Below are 20,487 nucleotides of genomic sequence, written 5' to 3'. Positions count from 1 at the left end.
AACCTCCACTTAACTAATTCTTTTTAACTATATAGGTTATTCTCTCTGTTTCAGCTTTCACTGGCGTTTCTTCGTAGCAATCTATTTTATTAAGTACTGTAAAGCCTAATTCTTTTAAATAGCTTTCTAATATTTCCTCAGTATATGCTCTTTCTGTATGTTCTTCATCAAATCTTTCATAAAGTTCGCCTCTTCTTATAAAGAACATCAAGTACATGTTCACTATATCATCTTCAAGTGTATTTTCCCAAACATATACTACATCTTCATCATCATAGTCAAATATATTGTTTCCAATAACCTCAGTAAGTTTATAATATGAATTTATATCGAATATAAATATACCATCATCTTTAAGAATATCCCTAACCTTACTAAAATAATTTTTTAAATTTTCCTCATTTGTTATATAATTTGTCGAATCAAGGCAGCATGTAACCAAATCAAATTGTTTATTTATATTTAGTTTTGAAATATCTTGACATACAAATTTTGCTTTTAGACCTTTTTCTCTAAATTTTTCTTCTGCTTCACAAAGCATCTCATCTGATATATCAACTGCCCAAGTATTTTTAAATAACCTGCATATCTTCTCTGTTAAATTTCCAGTTCCACAAGCAAGGTCTATATAATCATTAAACTTAACATTATTTCTAACACAAGAAGAATATATGTACCTACCCCACTTTTCATAATCTATATCGGGTCTTATAAGATTATCATAAATATGCGCAAATTCTCTATAATGTTCCATTGAATCACCTTTTCGTAATAATTTAATTTATAACTTTAAAATATCCATTATATATAATATAGGATTTACACATATTAATCAAATATAAAAGCTAAATATGTAATATATTAATTAATTTTACTTAGATGAAATTCTTTTATCATCTTTAAGTATTTCTTCATTTTTAGGAATATTTAAATCCTTTTTTATTTTAGTCATTATTCCGCCTATTCTTCCAGTTTCCTCTGCTGTAAGAGATCCCCATCCCAATTTATTTACTTTATCTTTTAAGCCAAGTTCTTCAGCAATTTCATATTTCATTTTTTCCCTTTGTCTTTCTAACTCTGTAAGCTCCTTATTAGACTTTATTTTTGACTTTATAACTTTCTTTAGTGGTGTTTTCCCCATGACTTATCCCTCCAAAATAATATATTAATGTATATACCGTTTCAACTACCAAAATCAATTTGCAGCATAATGCTTAAATATTACCATTTTTATACAAATTAATTTTGAAGTTTCAAGCGGTTTATCTCTAACCATATATTATTTTTTGCACGAACTCAAATTTTATTCTAAAAAAATAAATTCTCTTTCGAGAATTTATTTAAACCACACCTTCGTTATAAATAATAATAAAAGAAAAATAATAACACCTATCATAGCAAAAATTGGCATAAAGACTTGGAAACCAGCTATAATTAAGGCAACAACATCACTATTGCTTATATCAAAATCCTGTTTTTTTACTTTTTTTCTTCGGCAAAAAAAACTTTTTTTAGCCTTACAGTCATTTTTAATTTCATCCATTATTCTTCCTCCTTATTTATACAAAAGTGTAGTACATATAATTTTCCGCATTAATTATACTAAATGACATGCTACAAAGTGTCCACTTGATGCTTCCTTATATTGAGGTATCTCTTCGCTGCACCTTTTAGTTGCATAAGCACATCTAGTATGGAACTTGCATCCTGAAGGAGGATTAGAAGCACTAGGTATATCACCTTTAAGCACAATTCTATTTTTCTTATACGTTGGATCCGGTACAGGTACTGCTGAAAGAAGTGCTTTAGTATATGGATGAATTGGATTTGAATAAAACTCATCCTTACTTGCAAATTCTACAAGCGATCCTAAATACATTACACCAACCTTAGTGCTTATATGCTTAACAACACTCAAATCATGGGAAATAAATAAATATGAGAAACCTTTTTTCTCTTGCAAATCACATAGCAAATTTACTATTTGAGCTTGTATAGATACATCAAGTGCAGAAACAGGTTCATCTGCAACAATAAAATCTGGATTTAATGCAAGTGCCCTTGCAATACCAATTCTTTGTCTTTGACCACCAGAAAATTCATGAGAATATCTTGAAATATGGTAAGGTGCAAGACCACATTGTGCCATAGTTTCAAGGACCATTTCATTTACATTTTGTTTTGTTGCAATTTTATGATCAATTAACGCTTCTCCAATTAAATCTCCTACAGTCATTCTTGGGTCCAGTGAGCTATATGGATCTTGGAATATTATTTGCATCTTAGGTCTTGTTTCCTTTAGTTCTCTTTTTTTCAATGCAAATATGTCTTTATTTTCAAATATTACTTTTCCGTCTGTTTTTTCGTGGAGTCTTAAAATTGTCCTTCCCATAGTGCTCTTTCCACATCCGGATTCTCCAACAATTCCTAGAGTTTCTCCTTTTTTTAATTCGAAGGAAACATCATCTACCGCTTTAACGTTACCTATTACTTTTTGAAAAACTCCTCCTCTTATAGGAAAATACTTTTTCAAATTTTCAACCTTTAAAATCGTCTCAGCCATCTATTTTCCCTCCTCATAAAGCCAGCAAGCAACTCTGTGAACTTCATTTACTTGTATTAAATGTGGTTGATCCTTAGTACACTTATCAATACGTTTTTCACATCTTTCACAGAAGTAACAATTTTCAGGCATTCCAATAGGATTTGGCACCTGACCAGGTATTGAGTATAATCTATCAATTTTATCATTTATTTTAGGTTTTGATTTAAGTAAACCTACAGTATATGGATGAAGCGGATTTTTAAACAATTCAAGTACTGGTGCCTCTTCAATTACCTTACCTGCATACATTACAACTACATAGTCTGCCATTTCTGCAACAACACCCAAATCATGAGTTATAAGCATTATAGCAGTTCCTAATTTTTCCTTAAGATCTCTCATAAGGTCAAGAATTTGAGCCTGAATTGTAACATCTAATGCTGTTGTAGGTTCATCAGCCAAAAGAAGCTTTGGATTACATGAAATTGCCATAGCAATCATAGCACGTTGCCTCATTCCACCACTTAGTTCATGTGGATATGCATCTACTATCTGCTCCGGTCTTGGTATTCCTACCATTTTCAAAGTATCTACTGCTATTTTTCTTGCTTCTTCTTTAGATATTTTTCTATGAAGAATTAAAGATTCAGAAATTTGATTACCAATAGTGAAAACAGGATTTAATGATGTCATTGGCTCCTGAAATATAATAGATATCTCATTTCCTCTTATTTTTCTAATTTCATCTTCTGATAGTTTAATCATATCTTTACCATCATATATTATTTCACCAGAAATAATTTTTCCAGGAGGATTTGGTATTAATCTTAAAAGAGACATTGCTGTTACACTTTTGCCACAACCCGATTCACCAACTATACAAACAGTTTCTCCCTCTTTAATTTTAAAGCTTACATCATTAACGGCTTTAACAACTCCAGCTTCTGTGTAAAAATATGTTTTTAGATTTTTAAATTCAACTAAATCTTTTGCCATACTTCCATCCTCCTACTTCTTTAGCTTTGGATCTAATGCATCTCTAAGACCATCACCAAGTATGTTTATTGCAACAACAGTTAAAAGTATAAGTAAACCAGGTGGTATCCAAAGCCATGGATAATGCTGCATAGTATACGAATCATTTACAGCTTGTATCATATTTCCCCAAGAAGCCGCTGGCGGCATAACTCCAAGTCCCAAATAACTAAGTGAAGATTCGTACAAAATATTGGAACCTATTCCAAGAGTAGCTGTAACTATTATTGTAGGTACTGTATTTGGTAATAAATGCTTAAACATTTTTCTTGAATCTGAAAGTCCAAGTGCTTCAGAAGCTTGCATATATTCTTGTTCTCTTAAAGACAATACTTCACCACGAACAAGACGGCAAAGTGACGGCCAGCTCAAAAATCCTATTATAAGCATCAAAAATCCTATTCTATCTTGAGGTGGCACTTTCAAGTCTGAAAGTATCGCACCTAAAACAATTAATATAGGGAAAGTTGGTACGCATAAAATAATATCAACTATTCTCATTAAAATTGAATCAACTATTCCACCGTAATATCCAGCTACTACTCCGAGTATACTTCCTATAACTACCTCTACAATTACAGAAACTACACCAACAGCAATAGATATTCTTCCTCCATACATTAATCTAGTAAGTACATCTCTACCAAGATTATCTGTACCCATTAAATGTTGAAGCGAAGGACCTGCTTTGGGATTTGCAAAATCAAGTGCCTCTTGAGTATATCCAGTTAAAAACGGTCCTACTAGTGTAAATAAAATCATAACTATCAATACAACTAATCCAGACATAGCTAACTTGTTTTTCTTTAATCTATTCCAAATAAGCCTTTTAGGGCTTACAGCCTTTTCTTTTTTAATATCTTTTTTAACATCAACTTTAGCTTCCATAAGTCCACCTCCTTATTTAAGTCTAACTCTAGGGTCAACTAATGCATAACAAACATCTGCCAATAAATTTCCTAGAAGTGTCAATACTGCTAACAGCATATTTATACCCATTAAAAGTGGATAATCTCTAGCATATATTGCATCCATAGTTATTTTTCCTATACCTGGCCATCCAAATATCTGTTCTGTAATTATGGCACCACCAAATAAACCTGCAATTGACATACCTATTAATGTAACAATAGGTATCATACCATTTCTAAGGGCATGTCTATAAATAACGACCTTTTCATTTAAACCTTTTGAACGAGCTGTTCTAACATAATCTTGTCTTATAACTTCAAGCATACTTGTTCTTACATACCTAACAAAACCTGCTATACTTGCAAAAGTAAGAACTAAGCAAGGAAGAAACATGTGATGTAGCACATCAATAAATTTAGCAATACCAGTTGCTGTGCTTCCAGTATTGACCATTCCTGATACTGGGAACCATTGAAGTCCTGCAGCAAAATAATTTATAAGCAACAATCCAAAAAAGAAGGTTGGTATTGATATACCTACTAAAGCAAATAGTGTAAAAAATGAATCAAAAAATGAGTATTGTTTAGTAGCTGATAAAACTCCTATTGGTATAGCCAAAACTATTGACAATATAAATGATACCAATTGAAGATAAAAAGAATTCCACAAATAAGTGTTTATAACCGTAGTAACCGGTTGTGTAAACTTATAGGAGTTTCCTAGGTTTCCAGTAACAGCATTTCTAAGCCAAATTAAATATTGAACTACTTTAGGCTTGTCAAGACCATATAAATGTCTTATTTGTTCTTGTTTAGCTGCTGTCATATGTGGACTAATCATGCCTGATACAAAATCGCCAGGTGAAATTGCAAAAATCATAAAAATCAAAAAAGAAACTCCAATTAGCACCGGAATCATTTGCAGCAATCTTCTCGTTATGTACTGTCTCATTAAATTTCCTCCATTTCTAAAATTATGCCTAGCATAAAGCTAGGCATTTAATAAACTATTTAATTTCTGCTTTCCATAATGAATATGAGAAATCTTTAAATGCTGACATATCAAGACCAGTAATTCTTGAACTTACAGGCCATGCAACTTTAACTTGAGCCATGAATATATAAGCCGCATCGTCATTTAATTTTTTCATAACATCTTTATCTATATTATTTCTCTTTGTTAAATCTATTGTTTTTAACGCTTTTGCTATTTCGCTATCAACATCTGAATTTGAGTAATGAACATAGTTTTGAGGTCCTTTACTTCCAAATAGTCCTGATTGATCTGGATCTCCTGTTAAGCCCCAAGCGCCACAATACATTTCAAAGTCGCTTTTTTTAACTTTATCATACATTGTATTTGAATCCATAGTTTCAGGAATTAATTTTACTCCAATTTTCTGCCAATCTGTCTTAGCAACTGGAACTAATGCATCAGCCAAAGCATGTGGTGTTCTTTGATAGAAATGGATTTCTAACTTCTTTCCATCCTTTTCTCTTATTCCATCTGAACCTTTTTTCCAACCAGCTTCATCTAAAAGTTTGTTTGCTTTAGCTACATTATATTCATATTTATTTACATCTGAATTGTAGATAGCTGAAACTGTAGATGTTGGTTCATTAGATACATCAGCATACTTGCCATATACAGTGTTTATAATTTGACTTCTTTGAAGTCCATAAGTAAGTGCCTGACGTACTCTCTTATCTTTGAACATAGGATTTTGAAGATTCATTCCTATATAGCTATATCCATTATCAGGGAATAAAGTTGTATTAACAAAACCTAAATCTTGAACTTGAGACATAATTTCTGGATTAGGTGCTTGAATATAATCTATATCTGTATCTCCAGTTTTAAGTTCCTGTAATCTGTTATCATCTGTTGTAAACTTAAATATAAGATTTTTAGTTTTTACTTTACCTCTCCAGTAATCATCATTAGCTACAAGATCTGCTTCTTGTCCTGATTTGAAAGCTGTTAGCTTGTATGGACCACTTCCAATTGGATTACTAAGCATTTTTTCAACTGAAGATGTATTTCCTGGTGTATATCCTTTTCCATAATAATTTTTATCCATAAGCTGTAGGCTACCAAGTGAAATTAATGCTGATGAATTAGGAGCATCTAAAGTTATTTCTAATGTATCTTTATCTACTACTTTAATACCTGATATACTGCTTGCTGTTCCATTGTGGAAAGCATCATAGCCTTTAATTCCGCAACTTGATAAATCACTTGGGCCATCGTAACTCTTATCAGCTATAACTTCAGCACAAAATTCTGCATCTGACACAGTTACAGGATCGCCATTTGTGTACTTAACTCCATCTTTTAATTTAAATGTATAAGTTAAGCCATCTTTTGAAACGCTATAAGTTGCTAAACCATTAATAGGTTGACCTTTGTCATCAACGTCTAAAAGAGAATCAAATATTTGATTGTTAATATAGGTATCATATTGGTTATCTTGATAAAGTGGATTAAATTTACCTTCTGCTGCCATTTCTCCAACAACTATTGTATCTTTTCTGTTTTTAGCTTGTGCTGGTACTTTACTTGGATCAGTAGCTTTAATCACCTGAACATTACTATTTGTTAAATTTTCCTTTTTTTCTGGTTTAGTGCTTGAGTTAGTTGATGATCCACATGCAGTTAATACTACTGAAGTAGCCATTACAGCTGCAAGTGCAGAAACTAATTGTCTTTTTTTCATTGTTTTTCCCCCTTAATATTGTATAAATTCCTGTTACCTAAAGCATAGCAATTTTACTTTAATTAAGCTTAGCGATTTTAATTTAAAATTAACTTAAAGATATTAAGTTGCATTTGCATTTATTCGAAAAACTAAATCAAAAATGTGGGCTTGCTTTTTATTTATGATTCATCTTACCACTTTTTTTTTTTCCGGTCAACCCATTATTTACACATACAACCGTTTTCAAGCTTCCATTATTTTTGTGAATTTTCTTTATATTGAATAAAAACACTTTTATAACCTTTACTTAATTTTATTTTTTTCTTTTCATATATGTTTATTTGGTAAATTATTTTTAACCGAACATTTATAATTACTTAGCTTGGCAATGTATTTTTCTTTTCTAATTTCACCGTTGCATTTGTAACTTTTTAATCTTTTTATGATTTTAGTAATAATTATAAATTTCATTGTATAAATATTACTAAAAAATTTTTTTATTTTTTTTAAAGTTTTATTTTTTTTATGCACTTAATTTATTAATCTATTAACATTATGATAAATATTTCAAACAATGTTTATTTTTCATCACTTTAACGTGCTAAATTATACTGATATCCTAGCAAAAAATTTATATATTTTTTTATGGAAGCGTTATATAATATTATAGGTAAGTAATTATAATATTACCTAAATAGAAAGCTTTATTAAGGAGTGAAATTCATATGTGTATTTTTAAAGGCTCCGCTGTTGCCATAATTACACCTTTCAATGATTTGGGTGTAGATTTTGACAAACTAAAATTCCTTCTAGAGTGGCATATAGAAAACAAAACTGATGCTATAGTAATATGTGGTACAACTGGAGAAGCTTCCACAATGTCTTTAGATGAGAAAAAAGAAACAATAAAATTTACTGTAGATGTAGTAAAAAAAAGAATACCAGTTATAGCTGGTACAGGAAGTAATAACACTGCTGATACAATAAAAATGAGTATGTGGGCTGAAAGTATTGGTGTTGATGGAATCTTAGTTATAACGCCATATTACAATAAAACTACTCAAAAAGGTTTAATAGAACATTTTAAAGCTATAGACGAAAGTGTCAATATCCCAATTATATTATATAATGTTCCAGGAAGAACAGGATTAAACTTGCTCCCTGAAACTTTGTATAAATTGCAAGATTCAAAAAACATTAAAGCAATCAAAGAAGCCAGTGGAAATATTAGCCAAATTGCAAAAATCAAGGCACTTTGCAAAGATAGATTTGACATATATTCTGGTAATGATGATCAAATAATACCTATACTATCTTTAGGTGGTATTGGTGTAATATCTGTACTTGCAAATATAATTCCAGAAACCATTCATAATATTTGTTATTTATATATGAAAGGTAAAACTGAGGCTGCTTTAAAACTTCAACTTGATTCCCTTTCCTTAATAAACACTTTATTTATAGAAGTAAACCCTATACCCATAAAAACTGCTATGAACTTGCTTAACATGAAGGTTGGTCCATTAAGATTACCACTATGTGATATGGAAGAAAAAAATTTAAATACTTTGAAGCTAGAATTAAAGAAATATGGTTTACTTTAATTTATATATAATGGAGGTACTTTTATGATAAAAATTTTACTTAATGGCTGTGGCGGTAAAATGGGCACTGCCGTAACAAACTCTGCTGAAGCCCAAAATAATATAACAATTGCCGCTGGTGTAGACAAAACATCAAAGACTAATTTTAATTATCCGGTTTTTAAAAGTATTAGTGAGGTTAATATACCTTGTGATGTAATACTTGACTTTTCAAGACCAGATGCCTTAGATGAACTTCTAGATTATTCTGATAAAAATAATCTTCCCATTGTAATATGCACAACTGGTTATTCTAAGGAGGAACTCAATAAAATTAATGAATTTAGCAAAACTCATGCTATTTTCCGCTCTGCAAATATGTCTATTGGTATTAATGCAGTTAATATTATACTAAAAGAATTAAGCCAATTATTATACGACAATTATGATATAGAGATAATAGAAAAACATCACAATCAAAAAGTAGACTCACCAAGTGGAACAGCGCTTTTACTTGCTGATACTATTAAAGATTCTATAAAAAGTGAAACTATATCATATATTAATGGTAGAAGCGGAATAAGCCCTAAAAAACACAATGAAATAGGAATCCATGCAGTTAGAGGTGGCAGCATTGTTGGAGAACACGAAGTTTTGTTTGCTGGTATTGGCGAAACAATAGAAATTAAGCATACTGCAATTTCAAGAGAGGTTTTTGCAGTTGGCGCTCTTAAAGCATGTGCTTTTATGGCAGATAAGAAAACTGGACTTTATGATATGAATAATGTTCTAAGCACAAAATAAAAATATTGCGGAGCAAAGTGTAGTGCAAAATCAAAGAACCTTTGGCAGGCGTAGAAAAATGATGTTAGTGAATAGCGGCTCAAAATCCTAAATAAAATTAATAAAACTAAGCGGCGAATTTTTTAAAGCTTAAGAGCTTTCGATAACTCGCCAAAAGATGTTCAAACAATCTAAAGCTCTAAAGCTTTAAAAAATTTTCCACTAAGTTTTATACAATTTTATTTAGAAATTTTTTCGCCACTATTCCCTAACATCATTTTTTTCCTACACCTACCAAAGGTTCTTTGATTAATCCACTACATCTTTGTTTCACAATATATAATTATTTTCCAACTCAAAACAGTAAGTATAACAATTTAAAAACTATTTCTTTGCACTATAACAAAATTCCGTAGGCACTAAGGAATTTTTTTCCTTAACCCATGTGCATTGCAAATTTTCTAATTACTCGCTTTTAAATGCTTCCTTAAAATAAGTCACTCCAAACTCAGTAGTATAAGCCCCTTTTACATTTTGCTTTTGTGCAACAACTATACTAGGTTCACATATTGGTATTATAGGCATATCGTTCATAAATATCTCTTGCGCCATCTTCATTTTGCTGAATTTATTATATTGTATATTTTCATCTTTTGCTTCTTTTATCAAATTATTATAAGCTTCACTATTATATCCTCCGATGTTACTACCCCTTCCTGTTACAAAGGAATCTAAAAATATAATTGGATCTAAGTAATCCGCATCAACTTCAAAGGCAACTAATGTATAATTTTTATTTGCAAGTTCACTAGTAAATGTATTATTATCATAACCTTTAGTTTCTAATTCTATATTTAAATTTTTTTTAAGCATACTTTTTATTTCTTCTGCCAATATTTTATTTTTCTCTTCATTTAAATAAATCAATTTTATTTTAGGAAAGTCTTTACCATTTTCATATCCTGCTTCCGAAAGTAATTTCTTTGCTTTTTCTAAGTCTCCAGTTGAACTATAATATCCACTGTTAAAAGCCTTTCCTTCATTATCTTTAATGGCCGATGGGATAATACTAGTTGCTGGCACTTCTTCATCAGATAATATATTCTCTGTGATAATTTTTCTATTAAGTGAAATACTTATTGCATTTCTCACCTTAGAATCTGAAATTGCTTTTATATCTTTATTTTGAGAATTTCCGTTTAAATTAAAGGCATAAAAGTACACTCCCAATGTTTTATAAACCTTTACCTCTTCCTTTTTAACTTCTTCTGGAGGCGAAGCTATTATATCTAATTTATCACTATTATACTTTTTATAATATTTTTGTGAATCAGTTTCAAATGTAAACTTTATCTTTTTTAATTTAACCTTTTTTCTATCCACATAATTTGAATTTTTTACAAGTTGAATATACTCCTTTTTCTTCCACTCTTTTAGCATAAATGGTCCATTTCCTATACATGTTTTATCACTAGTTGCCCAATTGCTATTTCCTTGAACTAAATCTGATCTAACAGGCATACAAATTTGTGATGCCGTTAATATTAAGAAATTTGGCATAGGTTTTTCTAATGTAACGCTTAAAGTAGAATCATCTATAGCTTTAACTCCAACTTCATTATCACTTACACTTCCGTTATTATATGCCTCTCCATTTTTTAGGCAATACAATTTATAAGCATTCTTTAATCCTAAATTTTTATTTAAAATTCTTTTCCAGGCATATTCAAAATCATATGCCTTAACTTGTTTTCCATCTGACCATTTTGCATCTTTCTTTAGAAAAAAAGTATATTTAGTTCCATCACTGGATACATTCCATTTTTCTGCCACTCCAACCACAGGCTTACTCTTATCATTTAATGTTGTAAGCCCTTCAAAAATATTTCCTATTATTGTTTTTCCACTGCTTGTAGTATTTACTGCTGGATCTAAATTTTCTGGTTCTTCAATTATGTTGTAGTTTAAATTTTGATCAACTTTCTTAGTTTTTGTTTGGCTCTTACATCCTACTGCTGTTAAAACAAAGATTAGTATTAATGCACACGCAAAAACCTTAGTCCTATTATTATCCATGAGTAGCACCTTCTTTAAAACAGTATGAGACTACCGCACTAATAGAACCATAAAAACAGAGTAGAGAGTAAAGAGTAAAGAGTAGAGTGAAGGATGATTTACCTTCCTCTCGTCAGGTAAATCTTAGAACTTAGATATTTCAAACTACTCTCTGCTCTAAATAAGGGTTCATATTTTTTTATATTTGAGTATGAAATAACTTTTAGTGCGACATCCCCATTAATTCATTACTTATATTTCCCCAAATATATTTTTTAATGTAAATCTTATCGAAAAAAATGGCTATGCTTTAAATATTCTGCACTGTCCCAAAATTCCGTAGGCACACTAATATTTTTGATTAACTGATTTTTTTGAAATGGATCATTAAAAATTAATTATAAATGATCAAGAATCTTAATGTACTTACGTCCAAACCTCTGGTATGGGTTCTTTCATTAAACTACTGTATAATGCGAAGTAAGTGTATTGCAGGATGATTTAAATAAAATTTTATAAATCTTAGGCAAAAAACTTTAAAAGCCTTAGATGTTTCAATTGTCTGAGCAGCTTTTCAGCGAGTTATTGAAACTTCTTAGGCTTTTAAAGTTTTTTACCTTAGATTTATTAATTTTATTTAATATCCTGCGATACACTTACTTCGCATTTATCCACTTTCTTATTCTATTCATACTTTCTTCAAGTTCTTCCATACTGCATGCATATGATATTCTAGTAAAGCCTTCACCATTATTTCCAAAAGCTGAGCCTGGAACCATAGCAACCTTTCCTTCCACAAGAAGGCTTTCACAAAATTCTTCACTCTTCATACCAAATTTTTTTATGCTAGGAAATATATAAAATGCACCCTTGGGTAAACTAACTTCAAAACCTATATCTTTAAGTTCTTTATAAACAAAATCTCTTCTTTTTTTAAATTCTTCTTTCATATATGCTGCATCAGGGAGGCTATATTTTAGTCCATCTAAAGCACCGTATTGCGCAATTGATGCTGCACACGTTGTGGTATACTGATGGGTTTTTAATATAGCATTAATATATGGCTCATCAGCACATACATAACCAACTCTCAGACCAGTCATTGAGAAAATCTTTGAAAAGCCACTTACAATAATAACTTTACTTCTTATATCTTCACATTGAGCTAATGAATAGTATTTATCTGCATAACATAATTCACTATATATTTCATCTGAAACAACTATTATATCATTTTCCTTAATGATTTTATGTAATTTTTCTTTTCCTTCCTTATCAAGAATTGCTCCTGTAGGATTTGATGGATATGTAACAACCATTACTTTAGGTTTTTCGTTTTTAATTATGCTCTCTAGTGCTTCAAAATCTATACTAAAATCATTGCCTGTTAGATTATAATATATAGCTTTTCCGCCCAAAAGTTTGGTACAACTTTCATATGCAGGAAATGCTGGATTTGGAATTAAAACTTTATCTCCACTATTAATTAAAGCTGCAAATACATCAAAAATGCCTTCAGTACCACCAACAGTTATGCATATTTCATCCTTATCATAATTAATTTGGAATCTTTTAAGATACTTACTTATTTCATTTCTAAGTTCCACTAATCCCGCATTTGAGGTGTATTGCGTTTTATTTTCGTTAATTGCAGCTATCATTGCTTCTTTAACCTTAGCTGGAACAGGAAAATCTGGTTGTCCTAATGTTAAAGAAATTGCACCTTCGACTTCCGCAACCTTATTTGAGAATTTTCTTATTCCTGAGATTTCTATATTTTGAACTCCATTAGATAATTTACTATTTAACATTTTATACCTCCTAATATTCTATACCTTTTCTCGCTGGAATACCTTTTTCAAAATAATGCTTTATGGGTTTCATTTCTGTAACAAGATCAGCTTTAGAAAGAATTTTTTCAGGAACATTTCTTCCTGTTAAAATAAGCTCCATATTACTTGGTTTTATCTCAATTAAATTTAATATATCATCTTCTTCTAAAATTTTATTACTAAGTACTCCCATAATTTCATCTAAAATGAGTATATCACATTTATTATTTTTTTCTGCATCTATACAAAAATCAATAGCTTCTTTAATTTCTTTTTTTAGTTCTAATTTTTCTTCTTCATTTAAATTCCAAAAAAAATCTCTCTTTTTTTCAAATCTATATATCTTAAAATAAGGCTCAAGCTTTTTTACACTTTCTAATTCCCCTGTAAAATCACCTTTTAAAAACTGAACCATATACACTTTCATTCCATTTCCCGCTGCCCTCATTCCAAGGCCTAATGCAGCAGTCGTTTTCCCTTTTCCATTACCAGTATAAATCTCAACATAGCCCTTACTAATTTTACTCATGTTAAATCCCCTTTACTTATCATTATATTTATATACATAATACAATCGCTTAAACTTAGTGTCAATGATTAATCATACTTAGAGTTTACCTATTTTTAAAAAAAGATTAATTAATTTTATTCCATTTATAACAAATTATAATAAAAATTTAAAGATATCTACTTATTAATAATACAAAGACAGTAAGTATTCTTGAGTCATAATACAAAATCCAGTTATTGCATTTATCATATTTTCAAAATAACAAACATAATAAAGATACGTAGCATTCACATTTAACACTACGTATCTTTTATAGTAGAATAAGTTTTAACTTTTGATAATATAAATCCAATGAAATATAATAATATTTCTATTTTAACAAACAAATTACTATGTTTAAAACATTTTATGGGATTTTTATGTTCTATAGTTACATATTTATATTTATTTTTTTTATAAATTCTTGCGGAATATCCAACCTTAGAATAGACAATCCATATTGAAATATTTTTGTATCCTAATATACTACATGCTTTTATAAAAGCTAATTCAAACTCTCTATCACCATGCGAAAACTCCAATTTTTTCCTATTCCCTACATGAGTATGAATAATTACTGGATATAAATTATTTTTAATACAGTACTTTATTAAAGCTAATTGTTTTAGTTTGTCAATATCAACTGACATCTTCTTAATATTTGATAAGTTTGATTCAAATACCTTGAATATGTTTATGTTATCTAAGTTATCTTCTTTAGCTAAGGCTAGGAAGGCAACTTCATGTGATTCAAAATTATTTGAGTTTTTATTAATATGTTGCTCTATACTTTCATTAATTAATATTTTCGTATTATCACCTCAGTTTAAAACTTATTTAAAGGTAACAAATCTTTTAAGTTGGAATGCTCTAAAAAGTTTACAATTTCTAAAATTATATCTTCCATAAATTTCCTATAAGTCTCACATATACTTATATCATTTGCTTTCGAAGAATTTAAAGATAAATTTCCAGGACATTTTGAACATATGTTTCTAGCATTACAATCATCACATTTATTAATATTATCCAATTTATTTTTAACCGATTTAAATTTAGAAGAAAAAAAAATATTATCATCACTTACATTTCCCATGTAATAATCGTTGTTTAATACAAACATATGGCATGGATACATATCACCATTTTGAAAAAATGTAATGGCATTAAAACCCGCATTACAATATCTTGAAATGTTACTTTTTTTAAGTAATTTAATCAAGACTCCAATTTTTTCAACAGATATGTTTTTATTATTTTTAAAATCATCTATAATATCTTTTAAATCCAATTTTGTTAAAGTATCTTTTTTTCCTTCATCAGCAATAATAATCATCTCAACATTAAACTGCTGTTTAAAAAAATTTCTAAGCCATTCTTTTGTATAACCCAGTTTTTTATGTTCATCAGTATAAGTACATTCAATTGCATTAATGTTTCCTCCATATGCCCTAAGTAAATCAATATTATTTTTAACTTGCTTAAAAGTACTGAAATTTTTATTTTTTGCTATTCTTAATCTATCATTAATTTCTTCTGGTCCATCTAAACTTACCGTTATACTAATATTATATTTTTTTATATAATCAATAAATTCTATTGGTAGCATTGTAAAATTACTTACCATTGTAAATTCATTGACTTTTTTAAATTTTTGTCTTATCCTATCGCAAATATGCATTATTACTTTATATGCTTGAAGTGGTTCTCCACCAAAAAATTGTACTGAATTAATTTCATCAATATCTAAAGCCAATTTATCTATAATATCGTCTGCTGTTTTTGTAGACATTGTGCCCACAGGTTGATTATATGTACCACCATTCGCATAACAATACTTGCAATTGAGATTGCAGGAATTAGTAACCATAAATTGTAGTTTGCTTATTTTTTTATTATCTACAAAATCAAATAGATAATTGCTTTTTTCATTATTTTTTTTAAAATTTTTCTTTAAAAAACCAAGTGTATCTTCTGAAATACAATTGCTTTTAATTTCTTCTTTTATTTGTTCTGCAATTTTAGGAGCAACTTTTATCAGCGAAAAGTTAGGAACATTATATATTGCACCTATACTTTCATTAAAACTTATCACATAATCACTTATATTATACATTTAAAACGTCTCCTAACTATACAATTTCATATTATGCAAAAATTCCCATACCTCAAAAAGATATGAGAACTTTTATTTTTCCAGTTTTAAAACTATAGTGTACAACCTACTAGACCTAGATGACCATTAGCTAAATGATCTTTCATTTCCTCTAAGGCTTTCATATCTTCTTCTGATATTACTATCTCCTCAGCAACAATTTCTCCTTTTTCCTTTGCTATATTTTTCATACTTTTCACCACCAATCTAATATTATCTTTAATTATAGATCAATATATATTTTAACAACATTTATATTGTTAATATATATTTTATCACTATTTGTGTTATTCGTATATTTTAACAATATTTATATTGTTAGTGATAATTATACTGATATTTTGTTGTATTGTCAATTAAAGTATACTTTTTTATTAAAATATATAAAAAATATATACTTTTTTTTAAAAAATTGATTTATATTAAACCAAATATCCCTAGCGAATAGAACAATTTATGCTGTATCAAGTATTCATTTTATAAAGTTTCTTACATTTAAATTTTATTTATTATAGTCGAACTATATTGTTTTTCAATTACTATTAGTTTTTATTAAAAACTTTGTATTTTTATAAAACTTTATTTAATATATATTAGGTTTTATGGTAAAATAATAGTGTTATTTGTAGGAGCATGTGAAAAACCTAGATATTCTTTTTTATGGGCCGCTCATGAAACTTCACGTGCGGTATAATAAAACCTATAGAATACCTTTTTTCACATCCTCCTGTACATATTTATAATTTAGGAGGTTTTTCAATGAATTACGATTTAACAAATCCATATGAAATAGCAAAATATATAAAAGATGCAAAAAAAGCAACTCCATTAAAAGTTTACGTAAATGGTGATTTAAGCAATGTTACATTAAACGATGTTGACTGCTTTGGTTCAAATGATTTTTATGTAATTTTCGGCGAAAGTGATAAAATATCTAATTTCCTTGAAGGGAACAAAGATAAAATAAAGAAATTTAAAATAGAACAAGATAGAAGGAATTCTGCAATACCACTTATCGACTTAACTAAAATAAATGCTAGAATTGAACCTGGTGCTATTATAAGAGATAAAGTGCTTATTGGTGAAAATGCTGTAGTAATGATGGGTGCTGTAATTAACATAGGCGCTGAAATTGGCGAAGGTGCCATGATTGATATGAACGCTGTTGTAGGTGCAAGAGGCAAAGTTGGTAAAAGGTCCCACGTTGGTGCTGGAGCTGTAATTGCTGGAGTTTTAGAGCCACCTAGTAAGTCACCTTGCGAAATTGGTGACGATGTTTTAATTGGTGCAAATTCAGTTATACTTGAGGGTGTTAAAATTGGTGATAAATCAGTTATAGCAGCTGGTTCAGTTGTTGTTGACGATGTACCTTCAGGCGTTGTTGTTGCTGGAACACCTGCAAAAATAATAAAAGTTGTAGATGACCAAACCAAAGACAAAACAAAAATAATGGATGATTTAAGAAAGTAATATTATTGTGGAACATTAAATAAAGGTCATAAATCTAAGAGGTTAATTATTAAAATCCTAAGAAGTTTCAATAACTCGCTAGTCGCTCAGACAAATTGAAACTTCTAAGTACACATGCTAGAGGTTTGGGCTTTAGCCCATGTAGGTTCCTTAACCATAGTGTACTAATTTTTAATGAAATATGCAATAAATTATGCATACTATTAAAGCCTCTAATATTTATTGACCTTTATTTAAATCGTTCCACAACAATATTACTTTCTTTAACCGTGGGTTTAAGGAAAAAATTTTAGTCCCTACGGAATTTTGGGATACTACATAAACATATTACTTTCAATAACAGTAGCAGTGCAATAAAAAAATAAGTTTTAAGGGGCTGTCGCAATAAGCTTATTTAATACGCAATTTAAAATTATTGCGAACCTTTATTCAGAGTACAGAGTACAGATGACAGAGTACAGTTAAGGATGATTTACCTTTCCTTACGTCAGGTAAATCTTAAACTTAAATGTTGTCAGCTTCGCTGAACAACATTAATAATACAGCGATTGCGTAAGCAATAAAAAAATAAGTTATAAGATTTTCTGTAGCTTTGCTACAGAAAATCATCCTTCACTGTACTCTGTACTCTGTCAACTGTACTCTGAATAAAGGTTCGTAATATTTAAAACTTGTGTATAAAATACTTTTTGTGCGACAACCCCATCGTTCTTTGTACTTTGTACTCTGCATAAATCTTTAATTTAAAAAATGCTTTTCCAAGTTAACATCATAAAAAATAGCCTACTAAGCATAAACCATTTTTCACAGTGCACAAAGAAAAGCATTACTTCATCGTTTAATCGATTTTTCCCAATATTTCATTTTGTTTAAGTTTTTTTAAATAGCATTTTTGCTTTGTGTCTCTTCAGTATCCATTTCAATTTCTTCAACTTTATCGTTTTCTTTTGAAACCTTTTCCATCTTTGAGATTGACACTTCATAAGCTATTTTTTTAATTGCCTCAGCCTCAGAAACTTTTTTCTCATATTCTCTGCTCTGTAATCTACCCCATATTCTTATATTATCTCCAACAGTTAAAGTTTCACAAAATCTGGAATTCCTACCCCATGCTATTGTGGGTATGTAGTCAGATTTATTGTAAGCTCTATTAACTGCTAAAAGCATATCTGATATTTCCCTACCAAATGGTGTAGTTCTATAAACTGGCCTTTTGCAGATATATCCATCTAAAAATATCTGATTTGGGTTCTTACTTCTTTCGGTACAAGGCTGAATATTTCTTGTAAATACTGTAAGTATAAGTCTATTAGCTCCATCTACAAATTTATTATATGATCTAAGCTGCCCCTCTACTATTATTTCCTTTCCAACCGACAAATCGAGTCCAGTAATTAATCTTTCGGATACAGTGACAAATAACCTATCCTTTGCATCACTTAGCCTTTGAACATCAAGGTAAAAGTTATAAAAACCTTCTCCATACATTTCATGACTAAACTCAAGTTTTGTGGCAATAATTCCCTCTAAATACAATTTGTTATTTAACATTAAGTTGTCCATTATAACCCTTCTTTCCCTTAGTATTTAAATCTATCCCCTAAATATAAATTAAATTTAAACTTCTTTTCCATTATAATACAATTTTAAGTCATATTTCAATAGTTATTTTTTATTTGTTTTCCATTATAATCAATATGGAAGTTATCTTTATATAGTAATTCTGAAACTTTAACGAATTTATATCCCTCCTCCTTTAACTTTTTAATTATTTTAACTAAATTTTCAGGCGTATATTTGGCATTGTTGTGAAAAAGCAATATGGAACCAGGTTTCACGTTTTTAATTACTCTATTAAATTCAGTTTCCGCACCTCTTTCTTGCCAATCAACACTATCTACATCCCATTGTATACATTTGTGATTTGTGCTTTCTACTGCTTCGATTACTGAATTATTATAAGACCCAGAAGGGCACCTAAATAACTCTACCTTTTTTCCTGTAAGCTTAAATATCTCATCATCTGCCATTGTAATATCTTTTACAATTTGACTTTTTGACATTCTTGTCATATCTGGATGCCTATAAGAATGATTTCCTATTTCATTTCCACGCTTTGCAATTTCTTTTGTTTCTTCCGGATAATCTTCACACCACCTCCCTATAAGGAAAAATGTTGCCTTTATATTATTCTTATCAAGTATATCTAAAATTTTTGATGTATTATCTTTTCCCCAACTAGAATCAAAAGTTATAGCTATACTCTTACTATTGGTGTCAACACTATATATTGGCAACTTTTTATTGTTTCCTAAAAATACTCCTAAATTACTATTATAAATATAAAAAAATGCTGCAATACTACAAATAGCAACTAAAATCAAAAAAAATATTTTTTTAATTTTAAGCTTAGTAGTTAAAATTATATGCACTAGCTTACCTCCAATATAAAATTTATTCTTCAAAATTAAATATATGAATAAATATATTGTTTTAGTAAAAACTAATTTATAGAAATTTTAATTATTTAACAGCTGAAATAAATAATTAGGGGAGGAATATTTTATGGCAAATGAAAAAATATCATATACAAATATAAATGGTCATAATCAGGAATTTGCATCCGAAAATCTATGTATGTCAAATAAGTTCCACTCAAGGGAAGTTAAAATTCAAAAATCAAAACTTCAAAAATATAAAGAAGATAATTTTATTGGAAATGAAAAAGGCGCGAAAATACCTATAAAGCACAAATTAAGCTAATTTAGGATTTTGGATTCTTTAAACCATAATATAAAATTTAATAATTTATTATAAAAAGCACCTATTAAGTGGTGCTTTTTATGGTATAATAAATATTGTTAATATA

Annotated in this window: 20 protein-coding genes; 4 read left to right on the top strand and 16 right to left on the bottom strand. The window is 29.2% G+C overall.

Annotated features, from left to right (window positions below):
• Nucleotides 1-13: 13 nt before the first annotated feature.
• The 8 genes from CUEA01_RS04775 to CUEA01_RS04740 all read right to left on the bottom strand — a co-directional run bounded on the left by CUEA01_RS04775 (nt 14) and on the right by CUEA01_RS04740 (nt 7,208).
• A complete protein-coding gene (locus CUEA01_RS04775; protein ID WP_234119097.1) occupies nt 14-754 on the bottom strand; it encodes a class I SAM-dependent DNA methyltransferase in 741 nt (246 codons plus the stop codon).
• A 117-nt stretch (nt 755-871) separates the two neighbouring features.
• The gene (locus CUEA01_RS04770) at nt 872-1,141 is read right to left on the bottom strand and encodes a small, acid-soluble spore protein, alpha/beta type (protein WP_234119095.1); all 270 of its coding nucleotides are present in this window, start codon (nt 1,139-1,141) and stop codon (nt 872-874) included.
• Between the two features lie 195 nt (nt 1,142-1,336).
• Complete coding sequence (locus tag CUEA01_RS04765; RefSeq protein WP_234119092.1) at nt 1,337-1,543, bottom strand: hypothetical protein; 207 nt, start codon at nt 1,541-1,543, stop codon at nt 1,337-1,339.
• A 54-nt stretch (nt 1,544-1,597) separates the two neighbouring features.
• Entirely contained in the window at nt 1,598-2,563 is a 966-nt protein-coding gene (locus tag CUEA01_RS04760) for an ABC transporter ATP-binding protein (RefSeq protein ID WP_234119090.1), read from the bottom strand.
• Complete coding sequence (locus tag CUEA01_RS04755) at nt 2,564-3,541, bottom strand: ABC transporter ATP-binding protein (RefSeq protein ID WP_234119069.1); 978 nt, start codon at nt 3,539-3,541, stop codon at nt 2,564-2,566. It abuts the gene before it with no gap.
• 12 nt (nt 3,542-3,553) lie between these two features.
• The gene (opp4C, locus tag CUEA01_RS04750) at nt 3,554-4,468 is read right to left on the bottom strand and encodes an oligopeptide ABC transporter permease (RefSeq protein WP_234119067.1); all 915 of its coding nucleotides are present in this window, start codon (nt 4,466-4,468) and stop codon (nt 3,554-3,556) included.
• A gap of 12 nt (nt 4,469-4,480) precedes the next feature.
• A complete protein-coding gene (locus tag CUEA01_RS04745; RefSeq protein ID WP_234119065.1) occupies nt 4,481-5,443 on the bottom strand; it encodes an ABC transporter permease in 963 nt (320 codons plus the stop codon).
• Between the two features lie 55 nt (nt 5,444-5,498).
• Nucleotides 5,499-7,208, bottom strand: coding sequence for an ABC transporter substrate-binding protein (locus CUEA01_RS04740; protein WP_234119064.1), 1,710 nt, complete (start codon nt 7,206-7,208; stop codon nt 5,499-5,501).
• A 707-nt stretch (nt 7,209-7,915) separates the two neighbouring features.
• On the opposite strand from CUEA01_RS04740, the gene dapA reads away from it, so the two are divergent.
• Nucleotides 7,916-8,794 (top strand): 4-hydroxy-tetrahydrodipicolinate synthase, encoded by an 879-nt coding sequence (gene dapA, locus CUEA01_RS04735; protein WP_234119063.1) that lies wholly within the window; start codon nt 7,916-7,918, stop codon nt 8,792-8,794.
• A 24-nt stretch (nt 8,795-8,818) separates the two neighbouring features.
• Entirely contained in the window at nt 8,819-9,577 is a 759-nt protein-coding gene (gene dapB / locus CUEA01_RS04730) for a 4-hydroxy-tetrahydrodipicolinate reductase (protein WP_234119061.1), read from the top strand.
• Between the two features lie 444 nt (nt 9,578-10,021).
• On the opposite strand, the gene CUEA01_RS04725 is transcribed toward dapB, so the two are convergent.
• The 6 genes from CUEA01_RS04725 to CUEA01_RS04700 form a co-directional block, all read right to left on the bottom strand.
• On the bottom strand, nt 10,022-11,632 hold the full coding sequence (locus CUEA01_RS04725; RefSeq protein ID WP_234119059.1) for a peptide ABC transporter substrate-binding protein: 1,611 nt from the start codon (nt 11,630-11,632) through the stop codon (nt 10,022-10,024).
• Between the two features lie 635 nt (nt 11,633-12,267).
• Nucleotides 12,268-13,422 (bottom strand): pyridoxal phosphate-dependent aminotransferase, encoded by a 1,155-nt coding sequence (locus CUEA01_RS04720; RefSeq protein ID WP_234119057.1) that lies wholly within the window; start codon nt 13,420-13,422, stop codon nt 12,268-12,270.
• Between the two features lie 10 nt (nt 13,423-13,432).
• Nucleotides 13,433-13,972, bottom strand: a complete 540-nt coding sequence (locus CUEA01_RS04715; RefSeq protein ID WP_234119050.1) for a cob(I)yrinic acid a,c-diamide adenosyltransferase — start codon at nt 13,970-13,972, stop codon at nt 13,433-13,435.
• 281 nt (nt 13,973-14,253) lie between these two features.
• Nucleotides 14,254-14,643, bottom strand: a complete 390-nt coding sequence (locus tag CUEA01_RS04710; RefSeq protein WP_234119048.1) for a hypothetical protein — start codon at nt 14,641-14,643, stop codon at nt 14,254-14,256.
• Nucleotides 14,644-14,819: 176 nt separating this feature from the next.
• Nucleotides 14,820-16,109: a radical SAM/SPASM domain-containing protein gene (locus tag CUEA01_RS04705; RefSeq protein ID WP_234119046.1), complete on the bottom strand. Its 1,290-nt coding sequence runs from the start codon at nt 16,107-16,109 to the stop codon at nt 14,820-14,822.
• Between the two features lie 92 nt (nt 16,110-16,201).
• Nucleotides 16,202-16,339 carry a hypothetical protein gene (locus CUEA01_RS04700; protein ID WP_234119044.1) on the bottom strand — a complete coding sequence of 46 codons (138 nt, stop codon included), beginning with the start codon at nt 16,337-16,339 and terminating at the stop codon, nt 16,202-16,204.
• 568 nt (nt 16,340-16,907) lie between these two features.
• Here CUEA01_RS04700 and dapD point away from each other — a divergent pair.
• The gene (gene dapD, locus CUEA01_RS04695; protein ID WP_234119042.1) at nt 16,908-17,618 is read left to right on the top strand and encodes a 2,3,4,5-tetrahydropyridine-2,6-dicarboxylate N-acetyltransferase; all 711 of its coding nucleotides are present in this window, start codon (nt 16,908-16,910) and stop codon (nt 17,616-17,618) included.
• Nucleotides 17,619-18,497: 879 nt separating this feature from the next.
• Here dapD and CUEA01_RS04690 read toward each other — a convergent pair.
• The gene (locus tag CUEA01_RS04690; RefSeq protein ID WP_234119040.1) at nt 18,498-19,181 is read right to left on the bottom strand and encodes a single-stranded DNA-binding protein; all 684 of its coding nucleotides are present in this window, start codon (nt 19,179-19,181) and stop codon (nt 18,498-18,500) included.
• A 95-nt stretch (nt 19,182-19,276) separates the two neighbouring features.
• Nucleotides 19,277-20,050: a polysaccharide deacetylase family sporulation protein PdaB gene (gene pdaB / locus CUEA01_RS04685; protein WP_234119038.1), complete on the bottom strand. Its 774-nt coding sequence runs from the start codon at nt 20,048-20,050 to the stop codon at nt 19,277-19,279.
• A 133-nt stretch (nt 20,051-20,183) separates the two neighbouring features.
• On the opposite strand from pdaB, the gene CUEA01_RS04680 reads away from it, so the two are divergent.
• Nucleotides 20,184-20,381, top strand: a complete 198-nt coding sequence (locus tag CUEA01_RS04680) for a hypothetical protein (RefSeq protein ID WP_234119030.1) — start codon at nt 20,184-20,186, stop codon at nt 20,379-20,381.
• The last annotated feature ends 106 nt before the right edge of the window (nt 20,382-20,487 follow it).

This window comes from Clostridium hydrogenum, assembly GCF_021432385.1.
Classification (GTDB): Bacteria; Bacillota; Clostridia; order Clostridiales; family Clostridiaceae; genus Clostridium_S; species Clostridium_S hydrogenum.
Note: the sequence above shows the minus strand (reverse complement) of the source record. Positions and strands in the feature narration are given on the sequence as shown.